A 22,899-nucleotide genomic window follows, 5' to 3' on the forward strand; every position below is an offset into this window, starting at 1 on the left:
CTTAGCGATCATCAGTAAATTTTTTCGTGCGTCTACTGAATGAATTGGACGTACGGCTGTTTAAAAGGTTTTGTTTTTGCTTGATCACGTTGCCCGCTCCAGTATCCGGCTGACCTGCATAGCGGTGAACGCTTTGCCCCTCCGCGTGGTGTGCCCCTCGGCATTCAGGCGGGCCGCGATCCGGGCCAGACTGGCGCCGGAGTCCCGAAGCAGCCGGACATAGCCGGCCGCCTTGCGCTCAGCCTCACGGGCCGCCTCACGCTGTACGGCCGCGCCCTTGACCTGCGCGGCGTGGGTCAGGTTCTCGGGCTGGCCCAGCACTACCCCACGCGCCTTCACGGCCCCTAAGGCCGCCTTCGTACGCTGGGAAATCAAGGCCGCCTCCCGCTCGGCCACGGCCGCCATCACGTGGATGGTCAGGTTGTCGACTTCGGGCATATCCACCGCGACGAATCGCACCCCGGACTCCATCAGAGCGGACACGAAGGCCACGTTCCTGGCCAGGCGATCCAGCTTGGCGATCAGCAGCACGGCGCCTGTGCGCCGGCTCTGGGCGAGGGCGGCGGCCAGCTGAGGGCGGTGGCGTTTGCGGGTGCCCGTCTCGACCTCGGTGAACTCCTGGGCGAGCACCAGGCCCCGACCGGCGGCGAACGCCTGTACGGCCGCGCGCTGGGCTTCCAGGCCCAGGCCGGAGGCGCCCTGCTTGACGGTGGAGACGCGGTAGTAGGCGACGGTGGGGGTGCCTGGCAGGAGGGCGGCGATGGTCACAAGGCGAGCGTAACAGGGAAGCATACACGATTCAGAAATTCTGGTATGCCCGGCACACCAGACCGACTGGGACGAGGTTTCTCACTGTATGAAGGGCAAGAACCCGCTCACTTAAACTGAAAGGGCGTGAACCGCACCGACCGCCTGCTCGCCATCGTCCTCGAACTGCAAGGACGAGGCCGCGCGCGTGCGGACGATCTCGCCCGGCAGCTCGAGGTCTCCAAACGCACCATCTACCGCGATGTGCTCGCCCTGAACGAGGCGGGGGTGCCCATCGTGAGCACCCCTGGACAGGGCTACACCCTGATGCCCGGCTACTTTCTGCCACCGCTGCACTTTAGTGTGGACGAAGCCGTCATGCTCCTGTTGGGCAGCGACGTCATGACCCAGGCCTTCGACCCGGGCCTGGCCGGTGCCGCCGGCCGCGCCGCGCGCAAGATCAGCGCCGTGCTCGGGGAGGACGTTCAGCGCGAGGTGCAATTCCTGCGTGACCACCTCCGGCTGGTGGAACGCGACCCAGGTGGGGACGAAACACGGGGCAAGCTGCGGACGCTGCGCCAGGCCACCCTGGAGCGGCGGACGGTCGAGTTCCGGTATTACAAACCCCGTGGTGGGGGGGAAGCGCGGCGGGTGCAGCCGCACGGGCTGTTCCGCCTGAACACCGCGTGGCTGCTCGCGGCCTTCGATCCCGACCGGGCCGCCCTGCGCACCTTCCGCCTCGACCGCATGGAGGGTCTGAGGCTGCTCTCCGAACCGTTTGAGCGCCAGCCCGAGTTCAAGCTGGAACGCGACGAGTCGCGCGAGGGGCGTGGGCTGATCGTGCGCGCCCTCTTCGCCCCCGAGGTGGCCCGCGAGGTTCGGCATCACCCGTCCTACTACGTGACCCGGGCCCAGGAAACCCTGGACGGGCTCCTCGTCACCCTGCAGGTACGTTCTCCCGAAGAGGTGCTGCCCTGGCTGCTGTCCTGGGGCAGTGCGTGCCGGGTGCTCGAACCCGCCTCCTTACAGGCCCGGCTCCGCGACGTCGCTCAGGAGCTGCTGCGCCGGTACCCCTGACAGCTGCTGACAGGACGGTGTCACTGGCCCCCTTCAATCTGGAGGTGGAGGGAAACAAATGCACACTCGTTTGGATTTCATGTCAGTGCAGGTGCGGAACCTGGAGGCTTCGCAGGAGTTCTACACGCAGGTGATTGGCTTTGAGGCCGCCGAGCCCTCTCGGCCTGGCGCGGTGGTGTTTCGCAATGAGGGGGGCGCCATCTTCGCCATCCGCCTGCCCCTACCCGGAACGGACACCAGTCAAGATCTCGGCCTGGGCGTGGGGCTGTGGTTCGCGGTGGGGGACGCGGACGCGGCGCATGCGCGCATCGTCTCTAATGGTGGACAGGTGGTGTCCTCTCCACAGCCTGGCCCCTTTGGGCGCATGTTCGTGGTGCGCGATCCGGACGGCTACCTGCTCACTTTCCACCAGGCCTGAGGGAGGACAACATGCCCATACTGACCACCCACCGGCTGCGACCCGTGCCCCCCTTCGATTTCGCGCAGACGCTGAGGTTTCTCGGCGTCTTCACGCCCATGGATGGGGAGCAGACCCTGGGCCCGCGATCCCTGACGAAGGCCGTGCGGATCCATGGGCAGACCGTGGGGCTGGGCCTTCACTCCGCTGGTTCGGTCGAGGCACCTGAGTTGACCTGCGATCTCTTCTCCGACCACGCCCTCACCCCCAGGATCGAGGAAGCCGCCCTAAACCGGGTGCGCTTTTTTCTTAGCCTGGACGAAGACCTGGAGCCGTTCTACGCCCTCGCCCGGCAGGACGCACCGTTTCAGAAGGTGCTGCGGCAGTTGTACGGATACCACCAGGTGAAGTTCCTGACGCCCTTCGAGAACGCCTGCTGGGCGGTGTTGACACAGCGTACCCCGGGCAGCGTCGCCAGAGAGATGAAACGGCGTCTGGTGGAGGTCTACGGGGGATCGGTGCAGACACCGGACGGTGCCTTGCGGGCCTTCCCTGAGCCCGCCGACCTCGTCAGGGCGTCCGCTGCTGAACTGGCCGGCTTGCTGCACAACTCGCGCAAGGGTGACGCTCTGGCCGCCGCCGCGCAGGCGTTCGGGCAGGTGAACGAGGCATGGCTGCGTCAGGAGCCGTATGACGAAGTGAAGGCTTGGCTGTGCCGCATTCGTGGGATTGGCCCCTGGTCGGCGACCTTTGTGCTACTGCGGGGGCTGGGGCGCATGGACAACCTGCCCCTGGACGACCCGGGCAATGTGTTGACCCGGGAGATGATGAGCGCGGCCACCAAAATGTACGGCCCCCTGAGCGTCCAGGCACTGAGGGAGCGCGCCTGCCACTACGGAGTTTGGCAGGGGTATTGGGGACACTATCTACGGGCGACGGGGTGAACTGTCTTGAGCCTGGCAGGCAACAGGCTACCCACCGGAAGCGCCTATCGACGTCACAGAGAGAACAGGCGTCCTGCACGAGTCATTCCCCCTATCGAACCAAAAGCTCTCAATCCCGCATGCTTCCATAACAGCTCACATCGGGTCGTTTGAGGGGTGTTATGGAGTGCGTAATCCTGTGTAGCCTCAATGAAATGTGACTTCTTGCGTATGCAGTATGAGAAGGTCAGCTTTAGTCTCATAGAGAAGAGGTGCGCTCAAACGGCGTTCCACAGGAGTTTCTTGAGCAATTCGGATGTGAAGCAGTCCCCCGCTGTTCGTCTCCTTGAAGCCCTCAACACCCCCGAAGGCCCAGCGCGAATATTCAGGAAGCAGAGTAGCGGCAGCTACCTTGCTGAGCATGGTGGACATGCCTGGGAGGTCACTTTGAGTGATCTACAGACTCTCAATCCCACCAAGTATCTCGACGAGGGGCCTTCGTCGAAGGAAAGAGCCGATCAGGAAGAATTTCTAGAACGCATTCGCTTCAGCAAACAGCGTTCAGCTCCAACCCTCTACCGGCGCTCAGAAGCAGGTCTTCGGTTCGCTCAGCAACAGCAGCAGGCCAACCGAGTTGAGGCTGCCCAGGAGGCTGCGTGGACGCGTGTGAGTAGACGAGTGAAACGGCCCAGAACTACCGCGCGCTCTGGCCAGTCTGAGCGGCCCCCTCTCACTCCTGAGGCGGTAGAGCATCTGCGACAGCATCTGGCTCTTGCCAAAGAAAGCCGAGAGAAGGAAAACGCGGAAGTACCCTTCTGGATGCGTCCCAGCCGCGACGACTAACATCCCGCTGAAAACATGAACTGATGGTGTTGCACCTCTTCAATGGAACGCCGATCAGGAAACATGTTGGTTGGAAAACTGCCTGTCAGCAGCTCGGTGCATAAGCTTGACCCCGGCTGCATTCGACTCTATATTTAAGAAATCAAGGCGGCCGAGAGGTCGCCTTCTTCGTTCACTTCTGCCTTTGCGTGTCATGCTTCCCTGCGCTTCCTGCCAGCTTTAGCGGGGGCGCTCTGGCTGGCCAGCGTGGGCACCAGCTCTTGGTACTGGGTGAGCAGCACGGCTAGGCGCTGGGCCTCTGTACTGCCCGTCTTGAGCCCATATAGGGCGTCCACTGCCCGGTCTAGGGCGTTGTGGGCGTCTCTCAGAGCACGAGGCATGGTCAGGGGGTCATACAGCTGCGCCAGTGTGCTGCTGGGGTGCTGTTTGCGGGCCTCTAGCACCTGCTGGGCGGCCTTCTCCACGGCCTGCACCTGCTTGGGCTTGAGGGCGGCCCGGTCAAGCCAGGGAAAGGTGTTGTAGACGAGATCGGACGAATAGCGGTAATCCGACTTGATACGCCCCCCAACGGCATGTAACCAAGCCATATGAACAGCGCTGCTGATGATCCCGAAGGTGAAGAGGTCGGCGTCAGGCACAAAGAAAACAGAATTATTGACGATGGTTTCAGTGCCCAGATAGCCGAATGGCACGTAGTCGCGGTTCTCGCTGGTGTGGGCTGGAATGACCACGTACTGCCCTGCTGGGTGCCTGTTTTCCACAAACTCCCCTGCTCGGCTGGCCCATTCCCGCGTTTGCGCCTTCTGGCTGGCTGCCCTGAACTCCCGCACGCGCTGCATGCGCTCTCGTACCTTGGACAACTTCGCCAGTTCGTGCGGCTCGGCCTCAGGCAGCCACAGCACCCAACGGTGACCACCTTGTATAAAATCCTCTGCACCAACAAGAGGTCTGATGAATTTTCCGGCTTCCGGTTCGACCTTCAACAGGGCGTCCAGCTCGGCCTGGGTGGAGATGATCAGGTTCCCCTCTGTCGGGGTGTTCTTCAACTGCTCTCGCGTTCCGTCCACGGGCTTATTTCCATATACAACCTGCTGCACGTTGTTCAGGAAGGGTTGGCGGCGCTTGGTCACGATCACGTCGGGCGCGTTGGTCAGATACGCATTGATGAACGTCGCCGGGTGCTCCACTGGCAGCGCTTTGGGGCTGCTGTAACTGAACAGGCGGCGCGGCCCGCTGGCCTGAGCGCTGGGCTGGAATTGGACAATCACGCAATGGACGGCGGCCTGTCCTGGAGCGTCGTTACTCCACTTGAACGTGCGGTGGGCGGCGGTGATGGTCATGCGCTGGTCGCGCAGCATCGACCCCCAGAGGGGCGCGACCTGCTCGCCCTGGGTCACGCTGTTGGTGCTCACCAGGGCGGCGGCGGTCTGAAGCTGGGGAAACTCGCGCGTCACGGCCTGCATGAGCTTCGCGGCCTTCATGTACCACGCGGCCACGTAGTCCAGCTTCCCGGCCTCCTGCGCGCCCTGAAAGATCTGCACGAGTTGCTGGCGCTGGGCGGGGGTCATCAGACTTGAACCGATGAAGGGTGGATTGCCAACGATGTACACGCGGGAAAGCTGGGTGGCGTCGGCCGCTAGGTTGAGGTGATCCTTCCAATCGACGTCCAGCGCGTCCCCGTGCCGGATGTGCGCGGCCTGGGTCAGCGGCAGGTTCACAAAGTTCCGGCCGAGCTTGCGGCTGGCCTCGATGTTCATCTGGTGGTCAGCCAACCACATGGCCACCCGCGCAATCTGTGAGGGGAACTCGTCGTACTCGATGCCGTAGAACTGCCCCACGTTGACCCTGAGCCGGAACGCGATATCCAGCAGCCCCTGACCGCCCGCGCTGCGCCCTTCGAGGGCGAGCAGTTCCACCAGGGCGTCCAGCTCCAGCCGGCGCAGCTCGCGGTAGGCCAACAGCAGGAAGTTCCCCGATCCGCACGCCGGGTCGAGGAAGCGCAGCCGGGGCAGCAGATCCAGCAACTTTTGAAGCCTGCTCTGACTCCCCCTGGCCGCCTCCCGCTCGGCGTGCAGCTCGTCGAGGAACAGCGGCCCCAGGGCTTTCAGGATGTTGACCTCTGAGGTGTAGTGCGCGCCCAGGTTGCGGCGCTCGGTCTCATCCATGACCGCCTGGAACATGCTGCCGAAGATGGCCGGCGAAACGGCCCCCCAGTCCAGCGTGCAGGCGTCCAGCAGCATCTGGCGCATTTTCGGGGAGAAGTCCGCAAGGTCGATGCGCTCGCTGAACAGCTCGCCGTTCACGTAGGGGAAAGCCTTCAGCCAGTCCGGCAGGTTCGCCTGTCGGCGGTCTTTCGGCGTGTCGAGCACCTGGAACAGTCGCCCCAGGACGCTGCCGGTGTCCTCGCCGTCGCTGCGGGTGTGGTCGGCCAGCAGGTCGTAGAACAATCCCCGCTCATCCCACAGACCCGTGTCGTCCCCGAACAGCAGGAACAGCAGCCGAACCAGCAGCAGCTCCAGGGCGTGCCCGGTGTACCCGCTGTCCTCCAGCAGGTTGTGCAGCTTGCCCATCTGCTGAGCGGCCTTGACGTTCACCGGGTCGGCCTCGCGCTGGTGCCGGAGCTGCTTGCCGATCAGGAACGCGAAGCGCTCCACCTGGCGGGGCAAATCCGACACGAGGAACTCTTCGGCCTGTCCGGTGGCCACCTCCTGCAAGCGGATCTGCCCGAAGTCGGACACCGCCACCCACTGGGGGCGCTCGTGTTCCTCCAAGACCTGGACGTACTCCAGCGCCTGCGCGGTCGCTTCGCCCAGGTCACGGCCCTTACTCTTGTGTTCCGCCATGAACAGCCCAGGCCAGAGCAGATCAATTCGTCCCCGCCCGCTGCCCTTCTCCAGCCCCTTCACCTTGCGCTCGAAGGCAGCCACGCGGCGGCGGTCGATGCCGTACACCGCCAGGAATTCATTCCAGAAGGTCTGGGCCTCGGCGTTCTCTTTGGTGGCGTCGGCCCAGCGCTCGGCAAACTGCGCGGCACGGGTACGGATTTCATTCCAGGTGAGCATGTGCGCCACAGTCTCTCACTTGACTGGGCCGCTGTCGCCCAAGCCTGGCGACGCCACCCCTAACCCTGGGGGCAGGGGCAGAGTGGCCGCCTGCTTCCTTTTGGTAGCTGTGGCTCGCTCCTCTATCACTTGGGACAGCATCTCCGACCGGCTTAGGCCTGCGGCGGTCGCCCAGGCGTCGAGTTGCGCTTTCAGGTCTGGTGGGAGAGTGACGGTGAGCCGCTCATACTTCTTTTCAGTTTAATTTCCACAGCCTCTTCGGTGTTTTGTCATCACAACTCAAAACTTATCAATATTTGTTTGTGTATTCTATTCATAATGGTTTAGTAAGTGGGAGTAAAACGAGTGGAAGGTCAAGTCGTGACTCGTATTAAGTCACTGATGGTCAATCTATGAAAAGGAGATTCAGTTTACATGTTGAGTAGTAATGTCGAGTCAAATTCTATACGGTATTTTAGAATCTTGAATAATGACTGTTTCTTGATCGTTTTTTTGCAAAAATACTTTTAGACCTTTGTTTATTCTATGAAAATCACTGTTAGGCCCAACTCTAATAGATTTTATTGGTAATTTTAAGTCCTCTGATTTTAGAATCAGATGTGGGACAAATATTCCATTTTGGACTCTGTACGACAAGCCTTCATGTCCAAGAAAATCAAGTATTCCAAAACTCGCCCGCACTTCAGATTCTTCTCTAAAATTATAATTTTTAAGCAATCCCAAATAGTCGGACAGGAATCTAAGACAATGGTTTGAGCAGGTAGCGTCTTCAGATACGCCAAACTCAATAAGTTTATCATAATATTCCTGTATAATGTTGCGTAATAGCGCTGACTTTTCAGGTCTTGAATACATGACGTTATCGAAAATATTCAATATAATCATATTTGCTCTTTGAGCAGAATTGAAGAATTCGCCTAACTTATCAATATCAAACTCTATACAGAAACCTACTGATGTACTACCATATCCTCGCCATTGACTTAATTGGTCACCATTGTTAGTAAAGCAAATTAGGTAAGTAGAATTAGCAGACTCATCATCTTCGTCAGATTTTAGACTCGCCACAAACTCTTTGTAAGTTGGGTCTGTTCGTGGTTGTTCAAGAATTTCATCGACAACTCTATTCTTTTCTTTTATACCATGCACTATTTCCTCTTTGTCGTTGAGAAAGTTAGCACTTGTAGCCCATAGAGAATTAGTTTCTACAATCCCTTTAAGCCCAGCAGCTGTTGTATAATGAAAAACAGATGCACTGTCTTTTCGGTGTATTGAACTCTTCCTTTCTATGAGAGAGGAGATCTTGAGTCGTATAGAACTAGCTATACTTCCATAGATTTTATAATCTTCTGACATTCCTTAAAAAGTATCATGTTCGTCCGCCGGGGGGTGATTAGCAGCTGAATTGCTTCCCCCTCCCCGAATTGGTGTTAAGGGTGAGAAAACTGGCCCCTTTTTACCCGGCTAAAATCTCATAATATTTTCTCACCTAAAGCTATTTAGGGGAAAAGTTGAGGATTTTGGAATGGTTGGTGAGGGGGTGTTATGCCAGTGGAGCTCAATTCTGACCGGAGGGCACTGCAAGCCAGATTTATTGACGACGGCGCAGGTTTGCATCGATGCGATGGAATGTGCGCCGCTCTGGGTGGAGCTTGCTGCCGTCAAATTCACGCAGACTAACGTCGTTGCCAATAGAACAGAATCTCTTGCTGATTAATGATCACAATTTTACTCTTTATGCTTGTATAAAGGATTTTACCATAGTGGGTAAGATAAGTAGTTTGCAATGCAACAAGTCATATATTATAACAATTTGAATATGGAAAAACAATTTTACTTCTTCCAGCATTTGCATAAAAGAATCCAATAGCGTGTGCCTCTTTAAATACGGCTTGAGTAGGCTCCTCCAAATAGTAACTAGAAATAGAGCTCAGAGCTCTACTCAGAATACTACTTATCTGAGCTGGGGAGTGCAAACGTCGAGCTGATATATTTGTATCCAACAAGTAGAAATGGGGTAAAGTATTTGTAAGATTCTACAAGTTTTTGTGCACCTTCAGCCATCTCAATACATTTCTTCCAAATTTCCCAAACATCTGCCTCGCTATCTCCGGTCTTCTGATCCATAATAACGTTCTGAACATTTTGGCCAAGCAGCATATCAATATTATTAAGCATTTTTTCAGGGCCAATATAATTTATTCTATTAATGCCATCTAGAATTGCAAGCAGAGTTTGAATCAATTTATCCCTGACAGAATCATCAAGGCTAGATCTGTGGATAAAATCTATGATTTCATTTATTTTTTCACTTATAGCATTTATTTCATCTAAAGGTATTATGCTTTCTATCTCTTTATCAGCTAGATTGTCACCTACGAGCTCAACTCTAGCTAAGACTTCATTAGAAAAGCCATGAATTATGTCCGCGTGATCATTTATAGTGTTGGATATATATAAATCCACAACGGTCTGAATATTAGCAATATTACTTTCTAAAGCTCTCTTAGGAGAGTTTTTTGTCACATACTCAAGAGTCTTTAGGCATATTTTATGCATTTCAGAATAGTCTTCTATCATTTCCAAAAGACTATAACCATTTTCAGGAACTTCTCTTCCCAGTGAGTAAGATATACACGGGCCTAGTTTAAAATGCCCATCTCCTCTTCTATATTTACTCATCTCATCGGGGAATTCATAGTTTTTAATCTGCTTAGTTATTTTTATTAGTCTAGACAACGGACTAACAGTTTGTGCGGCCACGTCTTCAGTCATTCGCTCTCCATGTGCGTTCCTGTAGTTTTCACTCTACAAGCCAGCAGGGCCGCTGGTTGGCGCAATTCTCCCCACTCCTGCCGATCTACGTCCAGCCGGGCCAGCTGCGCCGCGAGCACCTGCAACCCCCCCCGCCCCTGGATCTCTGCCGACCAGGCGTTCCAGATCAGCCGGCAGTACCATCGCCGGGAGTGCTCGTCATTCAGGGCCCGTGCCAGGGCTGCTCCCAGGATGCCCACCAACGCCGCTCGCTTCGTGACGTGCGCCTCAGCCACCGTCGGCAACAGGTAAATGACGTCTTGCACAGTCTGGACAGCCTCTCCCAGCTCGTCCGCCGAGAATATCCGGGGGTCAGTGAATAACGGGGGGTTGACCTGTCCCGGAATAACGGCCCACGCCTGTAACTGTCTTCTCAGGTACTGAGAACTTATAGAAGACTTACTGGTAGTCCGTTGACTCATGTGTTTGAGGCCGTTCCAGTCGGTATTCACGAGGTGTACAGGGGCAATCCTTGCCCACGTGCGACCCTGGCAAGCAAGCACCTCAGTCGTTGAGGTGGTCGATCGCCAGAAAAGGCCCTCCAGGCGCGCCACACCCAGATAAACGGCTCTAACCAGAGGCGAACATGCCTCAATAACACGCTCCAACTCGGCGGGTGCGCGGCACCCGCCTTACCCTCGCGCTGGTCTTTTTCTGCCCCTTGCGACTGCGATGCCCACCAATACAGGAAGCAGAAGGCAGCACAGACCAGACTCCAGTGTCGCCTCAAGGCCAGATCCGATCTGGCCTGGCACTGCGCCCAGCCCAGATGCTGCTTGACCTCGCGGTAGGCCTGCTCGATGCGTGGCCGCCGGGCATAGAGCAGGGCGATCTCGACGGGTGTGGCGGCGGGCCCTGGGGCCCGCCCAGGCGACGTATCCTCCTCCGCGACCCGAAGGTTAGAGATCAGGTATTCCGTGGTCTCTTCAGATAACGCCACAGGATCCGACGTCACCACGACCAACCGGAAACTCTTTGTGGTGCCAAAGGGCCCACCGTCCACTTCAACCACCCACTTCACCTCGGTATGGCCGTCGGCATACGTGCGGGTGAACGGGTGCCACGCGACTGGCGCTGCGCGCAGCGCCAGTTCTTCGACCCCACCCGGTTCATCCTCGAAATGCCACCACGTGTGGGAGGCAGGCAACGTCATCACGAAGGGAATGTGCTGACGGAGCAGATGCGTCTGGAACACCTCGTTGCGGCCATACAGGCAATCGGCCACGACGGCCCGGAACGGCCAGTCGTGGCGGACAGCGTCGATGAGTTCCACCGCCAGTTGGGGCTTCGTGCGGAACCCAGGATCGGCCTGTTTCCTGGGGAAATGATGGGCCGGGGTGTAGGGCACCAATCCAAGGGGAAAGTACCCCTGCGGCGTGTCGTACAGCACATGGACGGTCACGATGCCTGAGTCGACTTTGCCCAGACTCCCCAGGTATTGGCGACCAACATGCGCGGTGTGGGTGCCGTATTTGCGGTCACCGGTCTCGTCGATGACCAGAACGGCGTCGACAGTGGGCGCGGTACGGGCCACCGTACGCATCAGGTTCAGCCGAACCTGATGCAGGTCATCCGGATTCCAGGTGCTTTCCGAGAGGAACCACTGTAGCCGCTGTGCGGCTTTGTGGTGACTTCCCACTTTGCCGGGCTCGGTGTTGGCGAGGCCAGTGGCGGTCTTATGCCGCTCGGTACCCAACAGCAGTCCCTGAAGGTACAAGCGTAGCGCAGTGCGCTGCGCCTGCCGGGTAAAGATGCCGTCCAGAAGGGCGCAATACTGCTCCAAAGGTTCAGCGACTAGGCCATCTCCGTCCATGGCTCAGTGTGCGCCCACGGCAGTCAACGGACTACCAATAGTTGACCCCCGGATATTTTTTCGTCGTCCAGCACAGTGTTTTCATTTTGCGGATGTTGTGCCTCGTCCTAGTCGAGCTGGGCCGCCTGCTGCATGACCTTCCAGGCCGTACGGCCCGCCTCGCGGTCGGCGTCCAGGTCGCGGTAGCTGCGGGTCAGATCCTCGTAGCTCAGGTGGGCCTGGTGGCCGGGCTCCACGCGGATGGCGTACAGGGTGCCATTGACCACCGTGACCCGCTGGCCGTCCCGGGCCGTCACCGTGGTGTAGTGCGGGCGGGCGTGCAGGTAGCCCTGGGCCTGGAGGCGCTGTACCCAGGCGTGGTACGTGCTCTGGTTCTTGCCCAGGCTGCCGGCGAGCATCTCGGCGGACAGGTGCAGCACCACCTGACGGGGGGCTCGCCCCCGTTGCTGATAGAGGTCAGGCCGGACGGCGATGGCGTGGCGCACCAGGACGTCGAGCAGTTGCGCCAGGGCTCCCGCTCCAGCGGTGCCGGCCCCCTTGCCCCGCTTCGCGCGCAGGGCGTCCAGATCGAGAAGATCAGCAAGGGGGGGGCCTGGAAGGGCACCGGGCGGCCCACCTTCAGGCGAGCAGAACCGTAGATCACCTGAAGGGTCTGCTCGCGGGGCGGGGGAGGGCGGCGCGGGTGCGGGTCGCCCGGCCCTCCCCGACCGCCTGGTGGCCTGACTGGCACGCTGCGCGGCCTCCGCTGGCCACAGGGGCCGGCGCCACTCCTCCCTCCGCAGTTCACCGAACATCGCTTCATCGTTAGCAGAGATGCGGCGAGCCGGACACGCCAAGGTGAGTGGCGATCTCAGCGGGGAGGCGGACGATAACATCCTGTCCCGTTCCTCGGGCAAACCCTTCAATATGGGCTGGAATATCGCCAGTAGAGCTCCATCAGACCCTGCGTTTGGGCCGCTTCCGTTGGGCCGCGCATGATGGCGTAACCACCGTGCTTCAGGGGCAGGATGACCGCGCGCCCCTGCACGATGACCATGCTCCCGGTGAACGAGCTGGGCAGAGTGTTGACCTGGGCACCCAGGGCCTTGAGCGGTTTCATGTTCGGGGCGCTCTTCAGGGTCGTCAGCACGCGTACCGTGATCGTCTTGCTGTGGAGCAGGGTCAGCATGCCCCGCTGAAACTGAACGCTGCCGAACCGGTCGCCGTACAGGTCAACGCGGCCTTTCATCAGGGCCAGCACCACGTCGATATCAGTGGTGCGCTCCATCGTCGGGGATTGCTGAGCGGCGGCCAGCGGCGTGAGCAGCGCACAGAGGACAAGCAGGCGCTTCACTTCGTCACCGCCCCGGAGCCCAGGGGGGCGCCCTGCACGCGCGGCACCTCGTACCCCTCGGCCACACTCACCCATGAGAAGCGCGTCTGTGGCCCGGTGTACGGCAGCCCGGCCGCGAAGGGTTCGATCAGCATCGGAGCCGGCATGGGGACGGGGATAAGGTTGGGGAGGTACACGTTCCCCCCAGACGCCATGTAGATCATCTGCCGCAGTGGCCTGGCGTTGGCGACCTCCGGCAGGAGGCGCGGCCTCACCTCACTCCATGCTTCGAAAAGGTGTGTGTAGCCAAAACGCTCGTACATCACCGGATGGTTGACTGGCCAGCGCCGCTTGAATTCCTCCAGCTTCCAGACGCCGGGAGGATGGGGCACCCCAAGGACGTCATTAGTCTGGGGCAGGAGGTGGGCCCGGAGCGCCCCAGCGGGCCCGCTGAGGCCCTGGAGATAGTAGAGGTAGGCCGTGGCCCTGAAGACGCCGCCCAGGCGGTTGGCCGCCTCCTGAGCGCCCTGCTTGAGAAAGGCCACGTCCGGGTTCGGGCGCATGGTCGGCGCCACCACCGCGCCGGCCAGCCCAGACCAGGGCAGGGGGTAAAACGTGGGGCTGGGGGCCAGGGCCTTCAGCACGTCCTGGGCGTACTCCTTCAGATAGGTGGTGTGGGCTTCCTGGGTGGCCTTGGCGACGCGCTGCACGGCCAGGTCGCGGCGGAAGCCCAGGGGCCGGGGCGCCAGGGGGTTGAGGCTCGGCGTGTCGCCCTCGATGCAGAACAGCCGGGCGCTGCCCAGGTAAATGCAGGTGCCGGGCAAGTACATGACGGCGAACTCCATGTTCAGGCCCGCGCAGTAGTCCGTGTTGGGCACCTGGGGCCGCTGGCCGTAGCTGTCCAGGTGCAGCCGGTCGTCGGGTGGACGCTCGGGTATGGTGCCGGCCAACTCCTGTGGGAACATCCTGTTGTCAACGTTCACCACAAGCTTGGCCGCCTCCGCTTTCTGGCCACTCTTCCACTCCAGAGTACAGTGACTCAGCACCATGGCCGGGTTGTTGAGCCGGGTCAGGGCCCGCCAGTAGTAGCGGTCTTCGAGCCGCTGCCAGGCGGCGCGCAGCTTCGTGGCGACAGCGACGGTTTCGGACTCCAGGCTGTACGGCGCAGTAAATTCGTAATGCCGGCACTCCTTCCCACCCTGCGCGGCACAGGTCTTGTACTGCTTCATGGCTTCCACGTTGAGAAAGCGCGCGTGCGGCACGGGGGTGAGCTGGGTACTGGAATAGACGTTGTTCCGGCCTCCGTAATCCGGGATCGGGGCCGCCTGGGCCGCAGCGGCCAGCGCCGCCCCCACCAGCACCAGCCGCCTCACGGGCGCACCATGACGCCCACGTAGCGGGCGGGCAGGGGCTTCTGCGTGCGGGTATCCACTGGACGCACCTCGAACAGCACCACCGCGCTGCCGAGCAGGGCCGAGGCCTTGACGGTGAAGGTGCCCTCAACACCACCCCCTGTCACCCGCTGGTACACGTTCGGCGTGGTGGTGGCGGCCTGCGCGTGGCCCTGGCCGCTCGCGCGCAGGGTGACCCTGGGGGCCAGGATGTAGGCCAGGGTGTCGGTACCCAGCACGTCACGAACGCGGTAGGTCACGGTGCGGTCGGGGCCGCTCTGGCCGGGGGCCACGGACACCTCGACGGACAGGCCGTCCTCTTGCCTCGCGGCAGACGTCCCCGGCTGAACCGGACGGACGGCAGGGCTGGTCGCCCGCGCGGCGGGCCCCTGGACGCTGAGCGCCCGCCGCCCGTCGGCGGGCACAGGCCGGGTGCTGGAGGCCGCCGCGGGCGCGGCCACCCTGGGAACGACCTGCATAGGTGTGGTGGCCGCTGTGGTCACGGGCCGGACAGGGGGTGTGGTGGGCACGCGCCGCGCTGGAGCTGGTGCCGAGGTCGGGACTGGGGCCGCCGTTCTGGGGGCCTGGGTGCTCTGGAGCGCTGGGGCCGTGGTGATGGTGTAGGTCAGCACGCCGCCCGTCGCCTCGCTCAGCTCGACGGTGAGCTTGAGAATGACCGGTTCCCCTTCACTGACCAGGCGGATGTTGAGTGTGGCGTAGCCGCCCGGCCTCAGCACGTCTAGATACATCACGCGCCCGTCGCTCTTGTCGACCGTGGGCACCAGGGCTGTTTGCTTGCTGGCATTGATGCCCACGTTCTGGATCTCGGCAGGCAGCACGAGGCTCACCTGATAGTTGTTGCTGGCCACGATGCGGCCGAGGCGGTCACCCTGCAGGTCACTGACGCTGAATGTTCGCTGTGCCCCTCCCTGCACCGTCCCTCCTTTCTGCGCCTGGGCCGCGCCCAGCACGGACAACAGGATGGCTGTCAGCATCGTCGCTTCCATTCTCCTCATATATTGATTTTAACATAACAATCGATAAGCCCGACCTGATCAGGCCGGGCTTGAGCAGGTGTGGTGGTGCTAGAACGCGACGACTTCCGGGCCGTCGCCGTCCCCCTGGTCTGGGGTGATTCGCCCCGGTGTGGGGGCCGGTGCAGACTTCTCGGACTTAGCGCGTGCACGAGGCCTGGGCTTGGGAAGCACGATCTCCGGGCGGGCCACCTCGGCCCTGTCCGGCAGTTTGGGAAGAGGCAGAGACTCAGCCAGCTTGAACGCCCGAAACTGCCACGGCTCCAGCCGGTGCGCGAGGATGGGCGGCAGCTCGTTGGTGAGCACGATGCTGTGCGTGGGCGGCAACTGCCCGAACTCGGCCGCCGTGATGAGTTCCCGCGGGGTCAGCCGCACGGTGCTGGACAGTTCGTGCCCGTGCTCCTGCTTGTTGATGCCCCGGTCTTCCACCATGTACGACCCGCACGAGTTCGCGACAAAGGCCGACGTGCTATCCCTGTCGCCCTCGTTGCGGTCGACCGCCGACAGAAAAATCTTGGTGTGAACGTTGTCCAGCAGCGTGGTTTTCCCGGCTTTGCCCCACACGTCGGTGAGCTGCGCGATGCTCTGCACGTAGACGCACATGGAGATGCCGCGCCCCGAGACCGTGGCGCTGTACTCCGGCAACAGGGTGGGCGTGGCCCTGAACGCCTCGTCGAACACCGCCAGGGTCTTCACGCCCTGACGGGCGTAGTGCTCGCGGTTCAGGTCGTAGGCCCGCGTCACGGCGCGCAGCATGGCGTCCACCACCAGGTTGAACAGGGGCAGCGTCAGGTCGAGTTCCGACTCGCGGAACACGAGGTAGACCGTCACCGGGCCGTCCATCAGATCACTGGCCGTGAAGTCGCGGCCGGCCGTCATGTGGATGACGCCATCCGTGGTCAAGTACTGCGCCGCCGTCACCAGACGCTGCCACGAGTTGTTCAGGAAGCGGTCACCCGCCGCCGCGCCCCAGTCCACCCGGTTGGGCGCCCTGGACAGGAAGGCATTGAGCCACTTGTCGATCATCGGGTCGCCCAGCGCCTGCAGCGAGAGGGCCGCGCCCCTCACGCCGTCCGGGTGAAACAGCAGGGCGTCCAACGTGGGAATGACCGGCCAGCCCCCCACCCTGGCCGCGCGGATCATGGCGGCCAACATGGCGGACGCCCGCTGGGCGAAGATCGCGTTCTCCCCGTCCTGGTTGGGATTCATGAAGGCCACGGCGGCGCTGAAGATCTGGTTGTCGGTGTCCAGCTCGGCGAAGGGGTCGTACTGGTGACTCCGCTCACCGTCACTGGGGTTGAGGATGATGACCGTCTGCCCCAGCACGTCCCGCCGGTAGCCCGCCGTCGCCTCGGCAATCTCCCCCTTGATGTCCACGATCACGGCCGAGCCACGCCACAGCAGCAGGTTCGAGGTGATGCTCAGCCCCTTCCCGGAGCGGTTGGGGCCGACCCACATGAAATGCCCCAGCTCCTGTTTGCCGGAGAGGCCGGGCCGCACGGCCAGCAGCTCCCGGTAGCCGAAGCCCACCATGACGCCATCGCCGGCCAGCGCGCCCGGCTTCAGCGGATCAAGCTCCCCCGGGGTGGCGAAGTGGGCGTCGTAGCGCCGCTCGGCTACCGTGTCCTTGAAAAGGTAGAGGTACCAGCCTCCAGCGAGCAGGGCGGCCACGGCCATCATCCACAGCCCCAGCATAAGCAGGGAGGTAGCGGCGACACACAGCATCAAGGCCAGGAAAAAGCGCAGGAGAAACCGGAGGTAGTTGACCCTCACAGGAGGCCCCGTGGCGCTGTCGGTGACTTCAGGCGGGAGTCGTCGATCTTCACCGCATTGACGCGGGTGTCACGCATGGCGATCACTTCCGGCCGCCACACCATGCCACAGGCGGCGGCCAGCAGGCCACACCCCAGGCCGCCCAGGATGAACGCCTTTATCAACACGGGCGCACTCCAGGTCACGGCGTAGCTTCTCAGGCACCCGCTGGATCGCAGGCAGGTGTCCCAATACCCGAAGTTCAATGACCCACCTGCCGAGGATGTCTGAAAGGCCGCTTGGGCCTTGGCTGTAACGTCCATCAGGTCGGGCCTCACGCTGCTGACAAGCAGCGTCATGGAGGCCAGAACGACGACGATGCCCAGCCACTTCAGGAGCACGGGCCGCATGTCCACATACAGGGTCTGAAAGCGCATGGGGGCTCCCTTCTACTCGAACTGGATATCCATCGCCTTGGGGCGACGCTCTTCCTCGTCACGCTCGGTCTGGTGGACGCCCCCTCCCGAGGCCGGTGTGTTTTCGGTCACGCGCTCTTTCCAGGACTCTTCAAAGCCCCTGAACAGCTGCCTGTAGAGGCGCTGTTGAACGTCGCCCGATTGCCGCATCCTGAAAAACTCTTCCCTGCCAAACCGCACATCCGTCCGCACGATGACGTGGGCGTGGGGATGGGTCGTGTGCCCCTGATCGCCCGCGTGAACGACCAGGTAAAACCGGTCGATGCCCTGGGCATGCAGCACGGCCCTGGCCCACAGCTCGACGTCTCTGGGTGACATGGATCGGTCGCCGCTGCTGAGCACCAGGTGGTAGATGTACTTCTCAGTCGCGGCCCTCAGTTCGTCCTCGATCACCTGGCGGTCTGCAAGGCTGCCCTGCACGTTCAGGACACGGTCGGGCAGGATCACGTCCCGGCTGATGCGCTGGTCTGAGACGTCGGGCCGCGTGGTCATGTAATCGAGGTTCCGCAGGACGGCACTGGCGCGGCCCCGGGCGGGGTTCGGCCCCTTCCCGCTGAGGGTGCGGTAACGGCCCTTCACCACCGTTCGGATCGGGCCACGGCCACGGCCTCCACCACTGGGCAGGCTGACCTTCCCGCCCTGCTGACCTCGGCGTCCGCCGAGCACATCATCGATCACCTTGCCCATGCTCAGTCCTCCGTTTGATCACTGGGCCCAAGGCGGCTAGTTTTGTCCATCAGCAGCCCTTCGGCGTAGCCCATGCTCCGCTTCAGTTCCAGCAGTCCATCGAGGTGGGTGCGGCTCGCCTCCCAGGTCGCCGCCCACTGGCGCTCCTCGATCGACTTGACGGTTTCGATGGACAGGCCGTGGCCGTAGTGCAGGTTGGCCTGCACCAGGCGCCGGGCCGTGCCGGCCTCCATGTACGTCCGCACATGAAGCTCGAAGAGACGCTCCAGAAAGAGGCCCAGTTCCTGCCTGACCACCTGGCGGACGGTGGGCAGCACCAGAGCTTCCCCCTCCTCGTTGGCTTCGGCCTGGGCCGCGTACTCCAGCAGCGCGCCGCCCAGCTCGGTGAGGGGCATCCCCTTCGTGTCCGCTTTGGCCTTGAGGAACCGCGCGACCGAACGCCGCACGCGCACCTGCAGGATCGTTGTGTCCTCGCCTTTGGTCATGCGTCTCCTAGCTGAACTTCAGCCCTCTTCTGATGCTTCTCCGGGCTTATTAAGTTGCGCGGCTGCTTAATAATGAAAAACCCGCACTAGGACGCTAAAGTATCGATGCCTGGTCGGACTCTTATCCTGCCTTACGTTGGCTTCCACCTCCACCGCCGACTCCCACCCCTCCATACGCTTGAGCCGGAGCCCCGCTGCTCAGGTCACGGGCCACTCACTCGTCAGAGGTGACGTCGGCCGCCCTGACCCACCGCCCTCTACCCCGGCCCCAGGATCAACAGGGGGCGACAGCGCCGGCATCAGGCCCGCCGCGTCGAGCTTTGGTTTCCGCCGCTTCTTGCCCGGCCGGGGATGCTTGACGCTGGCGCGGGCGACGAGTTGCTGGCGGTACCGCTCGGCCAGGACGTCGAAGTCGGCCGCGCCACTCTGGAGGTCGTCGGCGTGCGCCACCACGCCCCGCCGGGCGCGGCGCAGTTCATATGTCCGCAGGGTCTGCTGGTGCCAGGCCTGGAAGGCCTCACTCACGCGCACCAGATCGTCATAATGGCGCGCTGTTCCCACGCGGAAGGTCTCCGCCAGGGGGGCGGCCTGCAGGGTGCCAGCCTTCACGGCGTCTCGGAAGGCGGCGAGGTACCGGGACGGGGGCACGTGGTCGGGCAGGGTGAGCACCAGGGCTGACAATCGTTGATACTTATGCAAGTATTCGTTCATGCGTCAGTGTGACATCAGAGGGGCCACGCGGTAAAGGGCCTGGGGAGGCGAGATGGACGGAGCGCGGAGTCAACCGAGGGGAGTGAGGCAGCGCCAGCAGGTAGATGGTCACAGCTGGCCCCGCTGGAGGTCTGGACGCCGCGCTGACCATCGACCAGAGCCGCACCCATGAACACTCGCTGGTGGCCCGCTCAGTCGTCCCTGGTTCATGAAGCGGTTCGGAGTGTGGCCTCGCTGCTGGGGCCAGAGGGGCACGGGGCGGATATGGATTCACAGCCCGTGCTCACCGCCTGGGGAGGCATGTGGAAGGCGGGGAAGAAGCCGTTGTGCCCTGGGCTCTGGCTGGTGGGCGCGCGACACACTTGGGGAATTGCTGGCGCTGTGTGGCACGACACTCTTGGGGAGACGGAACAGATGAGGCTGATCCTCTTCGTTTGGCACGCGAATTTGAGCGCAGCGCGCCGACCATGGACGCGGCGGCTGGTCGTCCGACACTCTTGGGGGAAATGGCGTGCTCAGGCGCGACACTCTTGGGGAATTCAGCGTGGACTGCGCGACACTCTTGGGGGATTAACCCTTTGCCCCGCACGACACACTTGGGGGATTGAAGTCCGAAAGGGCGACACTCTTGGGGAATTTCGCTTCTGGTCGTGCGACATACTCGGGGGATTGGGGCCCGTTTTCCGCGACACTCTTGGGGGATTGGGGCCCGAAAGTGCGACACTCTTGGGGGAAAAGAGGAGGAGAACGCCGTGTGGCACACAATGCCCCTTCCCGCTTGATGTTGATTCATCATGTAGTACAGATCAAAAGATCATTCCAAAGAAAATGATCATCAATCAAGCGTCCTCACCACGCGTTAGACTGCCGGCACCGGAGACCCCATGGCCGTCAAACGCAAGTCCACAGAGATGACCGGGCAGGCCATGCAGCGGCTGACCGAGGCCAACGTCGCCCGGCTGGGCCTGATCTCCATTCAGGAGCGCATTCCGGCGGACTTCACCCGCTGGGCCTACGAGTTCGAGATCGACGGCCGCACGGGCGAACTCTCCTGCTTCGGGCCGGCCGAGTACGGCGGCGTGCCGCATGGCCTGGACGGCGACATCGCCAACGCCTTCATCGACCTGTTCATCGAGCAAGGAGCACCTGAAGATGGCCGGCTCTCGACGACCGCCTCGCAGGTATTGGCGCGGGCGGGGTTGCACAGCAACGGGCACTACCACCGGGTGCTGACCGAGTCCCTGCGGCGCCTTAAGCAGGCGACCTACACCATGAGTCACGCCTGGCGCGACCACGAGCAGCAGCGCTGGACAAGCGGCACCTTCAGCTATGTCCTGGACTACGACGTGACCTCCGGCGAGCGGGACGCGGTGACCGAGGGGGCGGTGCTCTCGGTGACGCTGGCCCGGCAGATCGTCAAGTCGATCCGGGCGCGCTATGTCAAGCCGCTCGACTACGTCTTCCTGACCACCCTGGAGCGGCCCCTGACCCGCGCGCTGTACCGGCTGCTGGACGCCAAGCGCTACGACCCGCATGACCTCAGCCGCACGGTGGTGTCGCATCAGGTGAACCTGCTGGAGTGGGCGGCGGAGTGCAAGATCGTGGATCGCCGCACGGACAAGGTGCGGCGCACGCTGGAGGGCGCGCACGAGGAGCTGCAGCAGAAGGGCTACTTGCAGGACGTGACCTATGAGGGGCGGGGCCGCAAGCAGACGCTGACGTACCTCTTCGGGGCGCCGCAGGTGGCGCACGACACGCTGGATCCGCCGCTGGTGGAGGCGCTGGTGGAACGCCGGGTCGCGCGGCCGGTGGCCCGCAAGCTGGTGGCCACGCGGGGGGAGGCGCACGTGCGTGCCCGGCTGGCGAAATTCGAGGCGTTGCTGGCGTCGGGGTACAAGGCCCGCAATCCCTCAGCGCTGCTGGTGGACGTGATTCAGGATGACGCCGGGAAGTATCTGGATCCGGAGCTGCCGTCCGTTCACGTGGTCACCTCGAAACCACCGCCGACGCCCTCTCCGGAGCAGCAGGCCCAGGAGGATGCGGTGCGGGAAGCGGCCTTTCGGGCGCAGGATCTGGAAGCCCAGGCGGAGCAGGCCCTGCGCACCCTGCAACTGCTGCTCAAGACCCGTCTGACGACCGAGCAGTACGCCCGGCTGCGCTCGGCCTTGGAAGCGGGCCGGGCGGACGCGGCGCTGGTGGTCAGGGAGGTCACGAAGGCGGTGTTCGAAGGCCGGGCGGACGCAGTGGTGGCGGAACTCGCTCCCCTGGTCACCGCACCGGAGGTCTGAGGTTCCCCCCTGGTCTCCCTGGCAGGGCAGGGAAGGCTGGCGGGACAGGTCAGCGGCTCTGGAGCCGGGCAGGGCGATGCAGGGGGTGCCCTGACGCCTCCCAGGACGGCCCGTGACCATCTCCACCCACCTGAGCCAGCCGCCCATTCGGGCGCCCTATCGCCAGCTGGTCGCGCGGCACCCTGACGAGTCGCGCCAAGGCGGCCTGGCGCCGGGCTTGGGCGTGGCCGGGCGTGACGGGGCCGACCGTCTGGGCCTCCGCTCGGCGCACGCCGACAGGGTCGAGGGCGCGCCCGGGCGCCCGTGGCGCGGCCCTCCCTCCAGAGCGTGGGGTGGCGCGGCCGGGGTTCGGGCTTGCCACTGGAGGATGACTCCTCGGCGCGCCGGCCCAGATCCAGCGGCCTGCCAGGGGCGAGCAGCGTCTCGCCCAGGGGTCAAGCGCGGGATGACCCTGCGTCTCACCACTGGCTTCCCTGACCACGCTGTCCGGGCGGCAGGGCGTTTTGACCACGATCTCACGACTGCCGGCACTGCGGTGGGCCACCGGAGCAGGGTGATGGCGGCTAGGGTGGAGGTGGGGCCGGCCCGGGCGCCGGGAGGGCTTGACCAAGCGGGAGCCCGAACTCGTTCCACTGCAGGCAGAGGTCGGGGGCGAGGTGGCGCAGGAGCATAACCTGCTGGACGCGGGTGCTGCAGCCGCCTTCCAGGGCTGCATGACCGGGTGCGGGACGCCTGGACGCGGCCCCTGACGCCCTGAACGGGGGTCGTCGTGTGAGGGAGCGGGCGGCATGAATGACCGCCGTTCACCAGGGAAGCAGGCCAAACCAAGCGTCTGGGACGCTGGGTGCGACCCGTGCAGGAGGAGCCCACAGGACGTGGGAGAGCACGCTCCTGAGAGGGATGGAGGGGCCCGCGTCCTGCACGGCCTGGCCCCCGGGAGGCCGGCCGCAGGCATTCTGGCCAGTCGGCCGCCGTCTGCCCGGCGCTCTCATCTGCAGCGCAGTGGGATATCCCCCTCACGCTGCAGCACTGCCGCTGGATACGATCAATTCCGCCACCTCATCAGCCGCTCAAGTACTGCACGGTT

General features: G+C 62.4%; 21 protein-coding genes and 1 pseudogene. 5 read left to right on the forward strand and 17 right to left on the reverse strand.

Features of this window, described 5'->3' with window-relative positions; genetic code table 11:
• Positions 1-84 precede the first annotated feature (84 nt).
• Positions 85-768: a recombinase family protein gene (locus CVO96_RS19600; protein ID WP_243398526.1), complete on the reverse strand. Its 684-nt coding sequence runs from the start codon at positions 766-768 to the stop codon at positions 85-87.
• Positions 769-894: 126 nt separating this feature from the next.
• On the opposite strand from CVO96_RS19600, the gene CVO96_RS19605 reads away from it, so the two are divergent.
• From CVO96_RS19605 to CVO96_RS19615, 3 genes are read left to right on the forward strand one after another with little or no spacing between them, the layout of a single operon-like run.
• Positions 895-1,824, forward strand: a complete 930-nt coding sequence (locus CVO96_RS19605) for a helix-turn-helix transcriptional regulator (RefSeq protein WP_103314161.1) — start codon at positions 895-897, stop codon at positions 1,822-1,824.
• A gap of 58 nt (positions 1,825-1,882) precedes the next feature.
• A complete protein-coding gene (locus tag CVO96_RS19610; RefSeq protein ID WP_103314162.1) occupies positions 1,883-2,242 on the forward strand; it encodes a VOC family protein in 360 nt (119 codons plus the stop codon).
• An 11-nt stretch (positions 2,243-2,253) separates the two neighbouring features.
• Positions 2,254-3,165 carry a DNA-3-methyladenine glycosylase family protein gene (locus CVO96_RS19615; protein ID WP_103314163.1) on the forward strand — a complete coding sequence of 304 codons (912 nt, stop codon included), beginning with the start codon at positions 2,254-2,256 and terminating at the stop codon, positions 3,163-3,165.
• Positions 3,166-3,351: 186 nt separating this feature from the next.
• Here CVO96_RS19615 and CVO96_RS20855 read toward each other — a convergent pair whose 3' ends face one another.
• From CVO96_RS20855 to CVO96_RS19695, 16 genes and pseudogenes are all read right to left on the reverse strand, one after another.
• A complete protein-coding gene (locus tag CVO96_RS20855; RefSeq protein ID WP_133161877.1) occupies positions 3,352-3,576 on the reverse strand; it encodes a hypothetical protein in 225 nt (74 codons plus the stop codon).
• 602 nt (positions 3,577-4,178) lie between these two features.
• Entirely contained in the window at positions 4,179-7,049 is a 2,871-nt protein-coding gene (locus CVO96_RS19625) for a DNA methyltransferase (RefSeq protein WP_103314165.1), read from the reverse strand.
• A gap of 15 nt (positions 7,050-7,064) precedes the next feature.
• Positions 7,065-7,262: pseudogene (locus CVO96_RS21730) on the reverse strand (ribbon-helix-helix domain-containing protein); the annotation flags it as partial.
• A 222-nt stretch (positions 7,263-7,484) separates the two neighbouring features.
• Positions 7,485-8,405, reverse strand: a complete 921-nt coding sequence (locus CVO96_RS19635; RefSeq protein WP_103314239.1) for a DUF2971 domain-containing protein — start codon at positions 8,403-8,405, stop codon at positions 7,485-7,487.
• Positions 8,406-8,999: 594 nt separating this feature from the next.
• Entirely contained in the window at positions 9,000-9,824 is an 825-nt protein-coding gene (locus CVO96_RS20860) for a hypothetical protein (protein WP_133161878.1), read from the reverse strand.
• Positions 9,821-10,129, reverse strand: a complete 309-nt coding sequence (locus CVO96_RS20865) for a hypothetical protein (protein WP_133161879.1) — start codon at positions 10,127-10,129, stop codon at positions 9,821-9,823. Before CVO96_RS20865 ends, CVO96_RS20860 begins: the two co-directional genes overlap by 4 nt.
• Before the next feature lie 182 nt (positions 10,130-10,311).
• Positions 10,312-11,676 (reverse strand): IS701 family transposase, encoded by a 1,365-nt coding sequence (locus CVO96_RS19645; protein ID WP_103314168.1) that lies wholly within the window; start codon positions 11,674-11,676, stop codon positions 10,312-10,314.
• Between the two features lie 107 nt (positions 11,677-11,783).
• Positions 11,784-12,095, reverse strand: coding sequence for a hypothetical protein (locus tag CVO96_RS19650; protein ID WP_103314169.1), 312 nt, complete (start codon positions 12,093-12,095; stop codon positions 11,784-11,786).
• A gap of 482 nt (positions 12,096-12,577) precedes the next feature.
• Positions 12,578-13,009: a hypothetical protein gene (locus CVO96_RS19660; protein WP_103314171.1), complete on the reverse strand. Its 432-nt coding sequence runs from the start codon at positions 13,007-13,009 to the stop codon at positions 12,578-12,580.
• Entirely contained in the window at positions 13,006-14,361 is a 1,356-nt protein-coding gene (locus CVO96_RS19665) for a hypothetical protein (protein WP_103314172.1), read from the reverse strand. The genes CVO96_RS19660 and CVO96_RS19665 overlap by 4 nt, the downstream gene beginning before the upstream one ends.
• Entirely contained in the window at positions 14,358-15,374 is a 1,017-nt protein-coding gene (locus CVO96_RS19670; protein WP_103314173.1) for a hypothetical protein, read from the reverse strand. The genes CVO96_RS19665 and CVO96_RS19670 overlap by 4 nt, the downstream gene beginning before the upstream one ends.
• 90 nt (positions 15,375-15,464) lie before the next feature.
• Positions 15,465-17,093, reverse strand: coding sequence for a type IV secretory system conjugative DNA transfer family protein (locus tag CVO96_RS19675; protein ID WP_165795459.1), 1,629 nt, complete (start codon positions 17,091-17,093; stop codon positions 15,465-15,467).
• Between the two features lie 89 nt (positions 17,094-17,182).
• Entirely contained in the window at positions 17,183-17,602 is a 420-nt protein-coding gene (locus CVO96_RS19680; RefSeq protein ID WP_103314175.1) for a hypothetical protein, read from the reverse strand.
• A 12-nt stretch (positions 17,603-17,614) separates the two neighbouring features.
• Entirely contained in the window at positions 17,615-18,328 is a 714-nt protein-coding gene (locus CVO96_RS19685; protein WP_103314176.1) for a hypothetical protein, read from the reverse strand.
• 2 nt (positions 18,329-18,330) lie between these two features.
• The gene (locus tag CVO96_RS19690; RefSeq protein WP_103314177.1) at positions 18,331-18,813 is read right to left on the reverse strand and encodes a hypothetical protein; all 483 of its coding nucleotides are present in this window, start codon (positions 18,811-18,813) and stop codon (positions 18,331-18,333) included.
• Between the two features lie 198 nt (positions 18,814-19,011).
• Entirely contained in the window at positions 19,012-19,524 is a 513-nt protein-coding gene (locus CVO96_RS19695; protein WP_133161881.1) for a hypothetical protein, read from the reverse strand.
• Positions 19,525-20,408: 884 nt separating this feature from the next.
• Between CVO96_RS19695 and CVO96_RS19700 the strand changes: the two genes are divergently transcribed.
• Together CVO96_RS19700 and CVO96_RS21195 are read left to right on the forward strand one after the other, a co-directional pair.
• The gene (locus tag CVO96_RS19700; RefSeq protein WP_103314179.1) at positions 20,409-21,812 is read left to right on the forward strand and encodes a replication initiator protein A; all 1,404 of its coding nucleotides are present in this window, start codon (positions 20,409-20,411) and stop codon (positions 21,810-21,812) included.
• A 602-nt stretch (positions 21,813-22,414) separates the two neighbouring features.
• Positions 22,415-22,561 carry a hypothetical protein gene (locus tag CVO96_RS21195; RefSeq protein ID WP_165795460.1) on the forward strand — a complete coding sequence of 49 codons (147 nt, stop codon included), beginning with the start codon at positions 22,415-22,417 and terminating at the stop codon, positions 22,559-22,561.
• Positions 22,562-22,899 lie beyond the last annotated feature (338 nt).

The sequence above is a fragment of the Deinococcus koreensis genome (assembly GCF_002901445.1).
Lineage (GTDB): Bacteria > Deinococcota > Deinococci > Deinococcales > Deinococcaceae > Deinococcus > Deinococcus koreensis.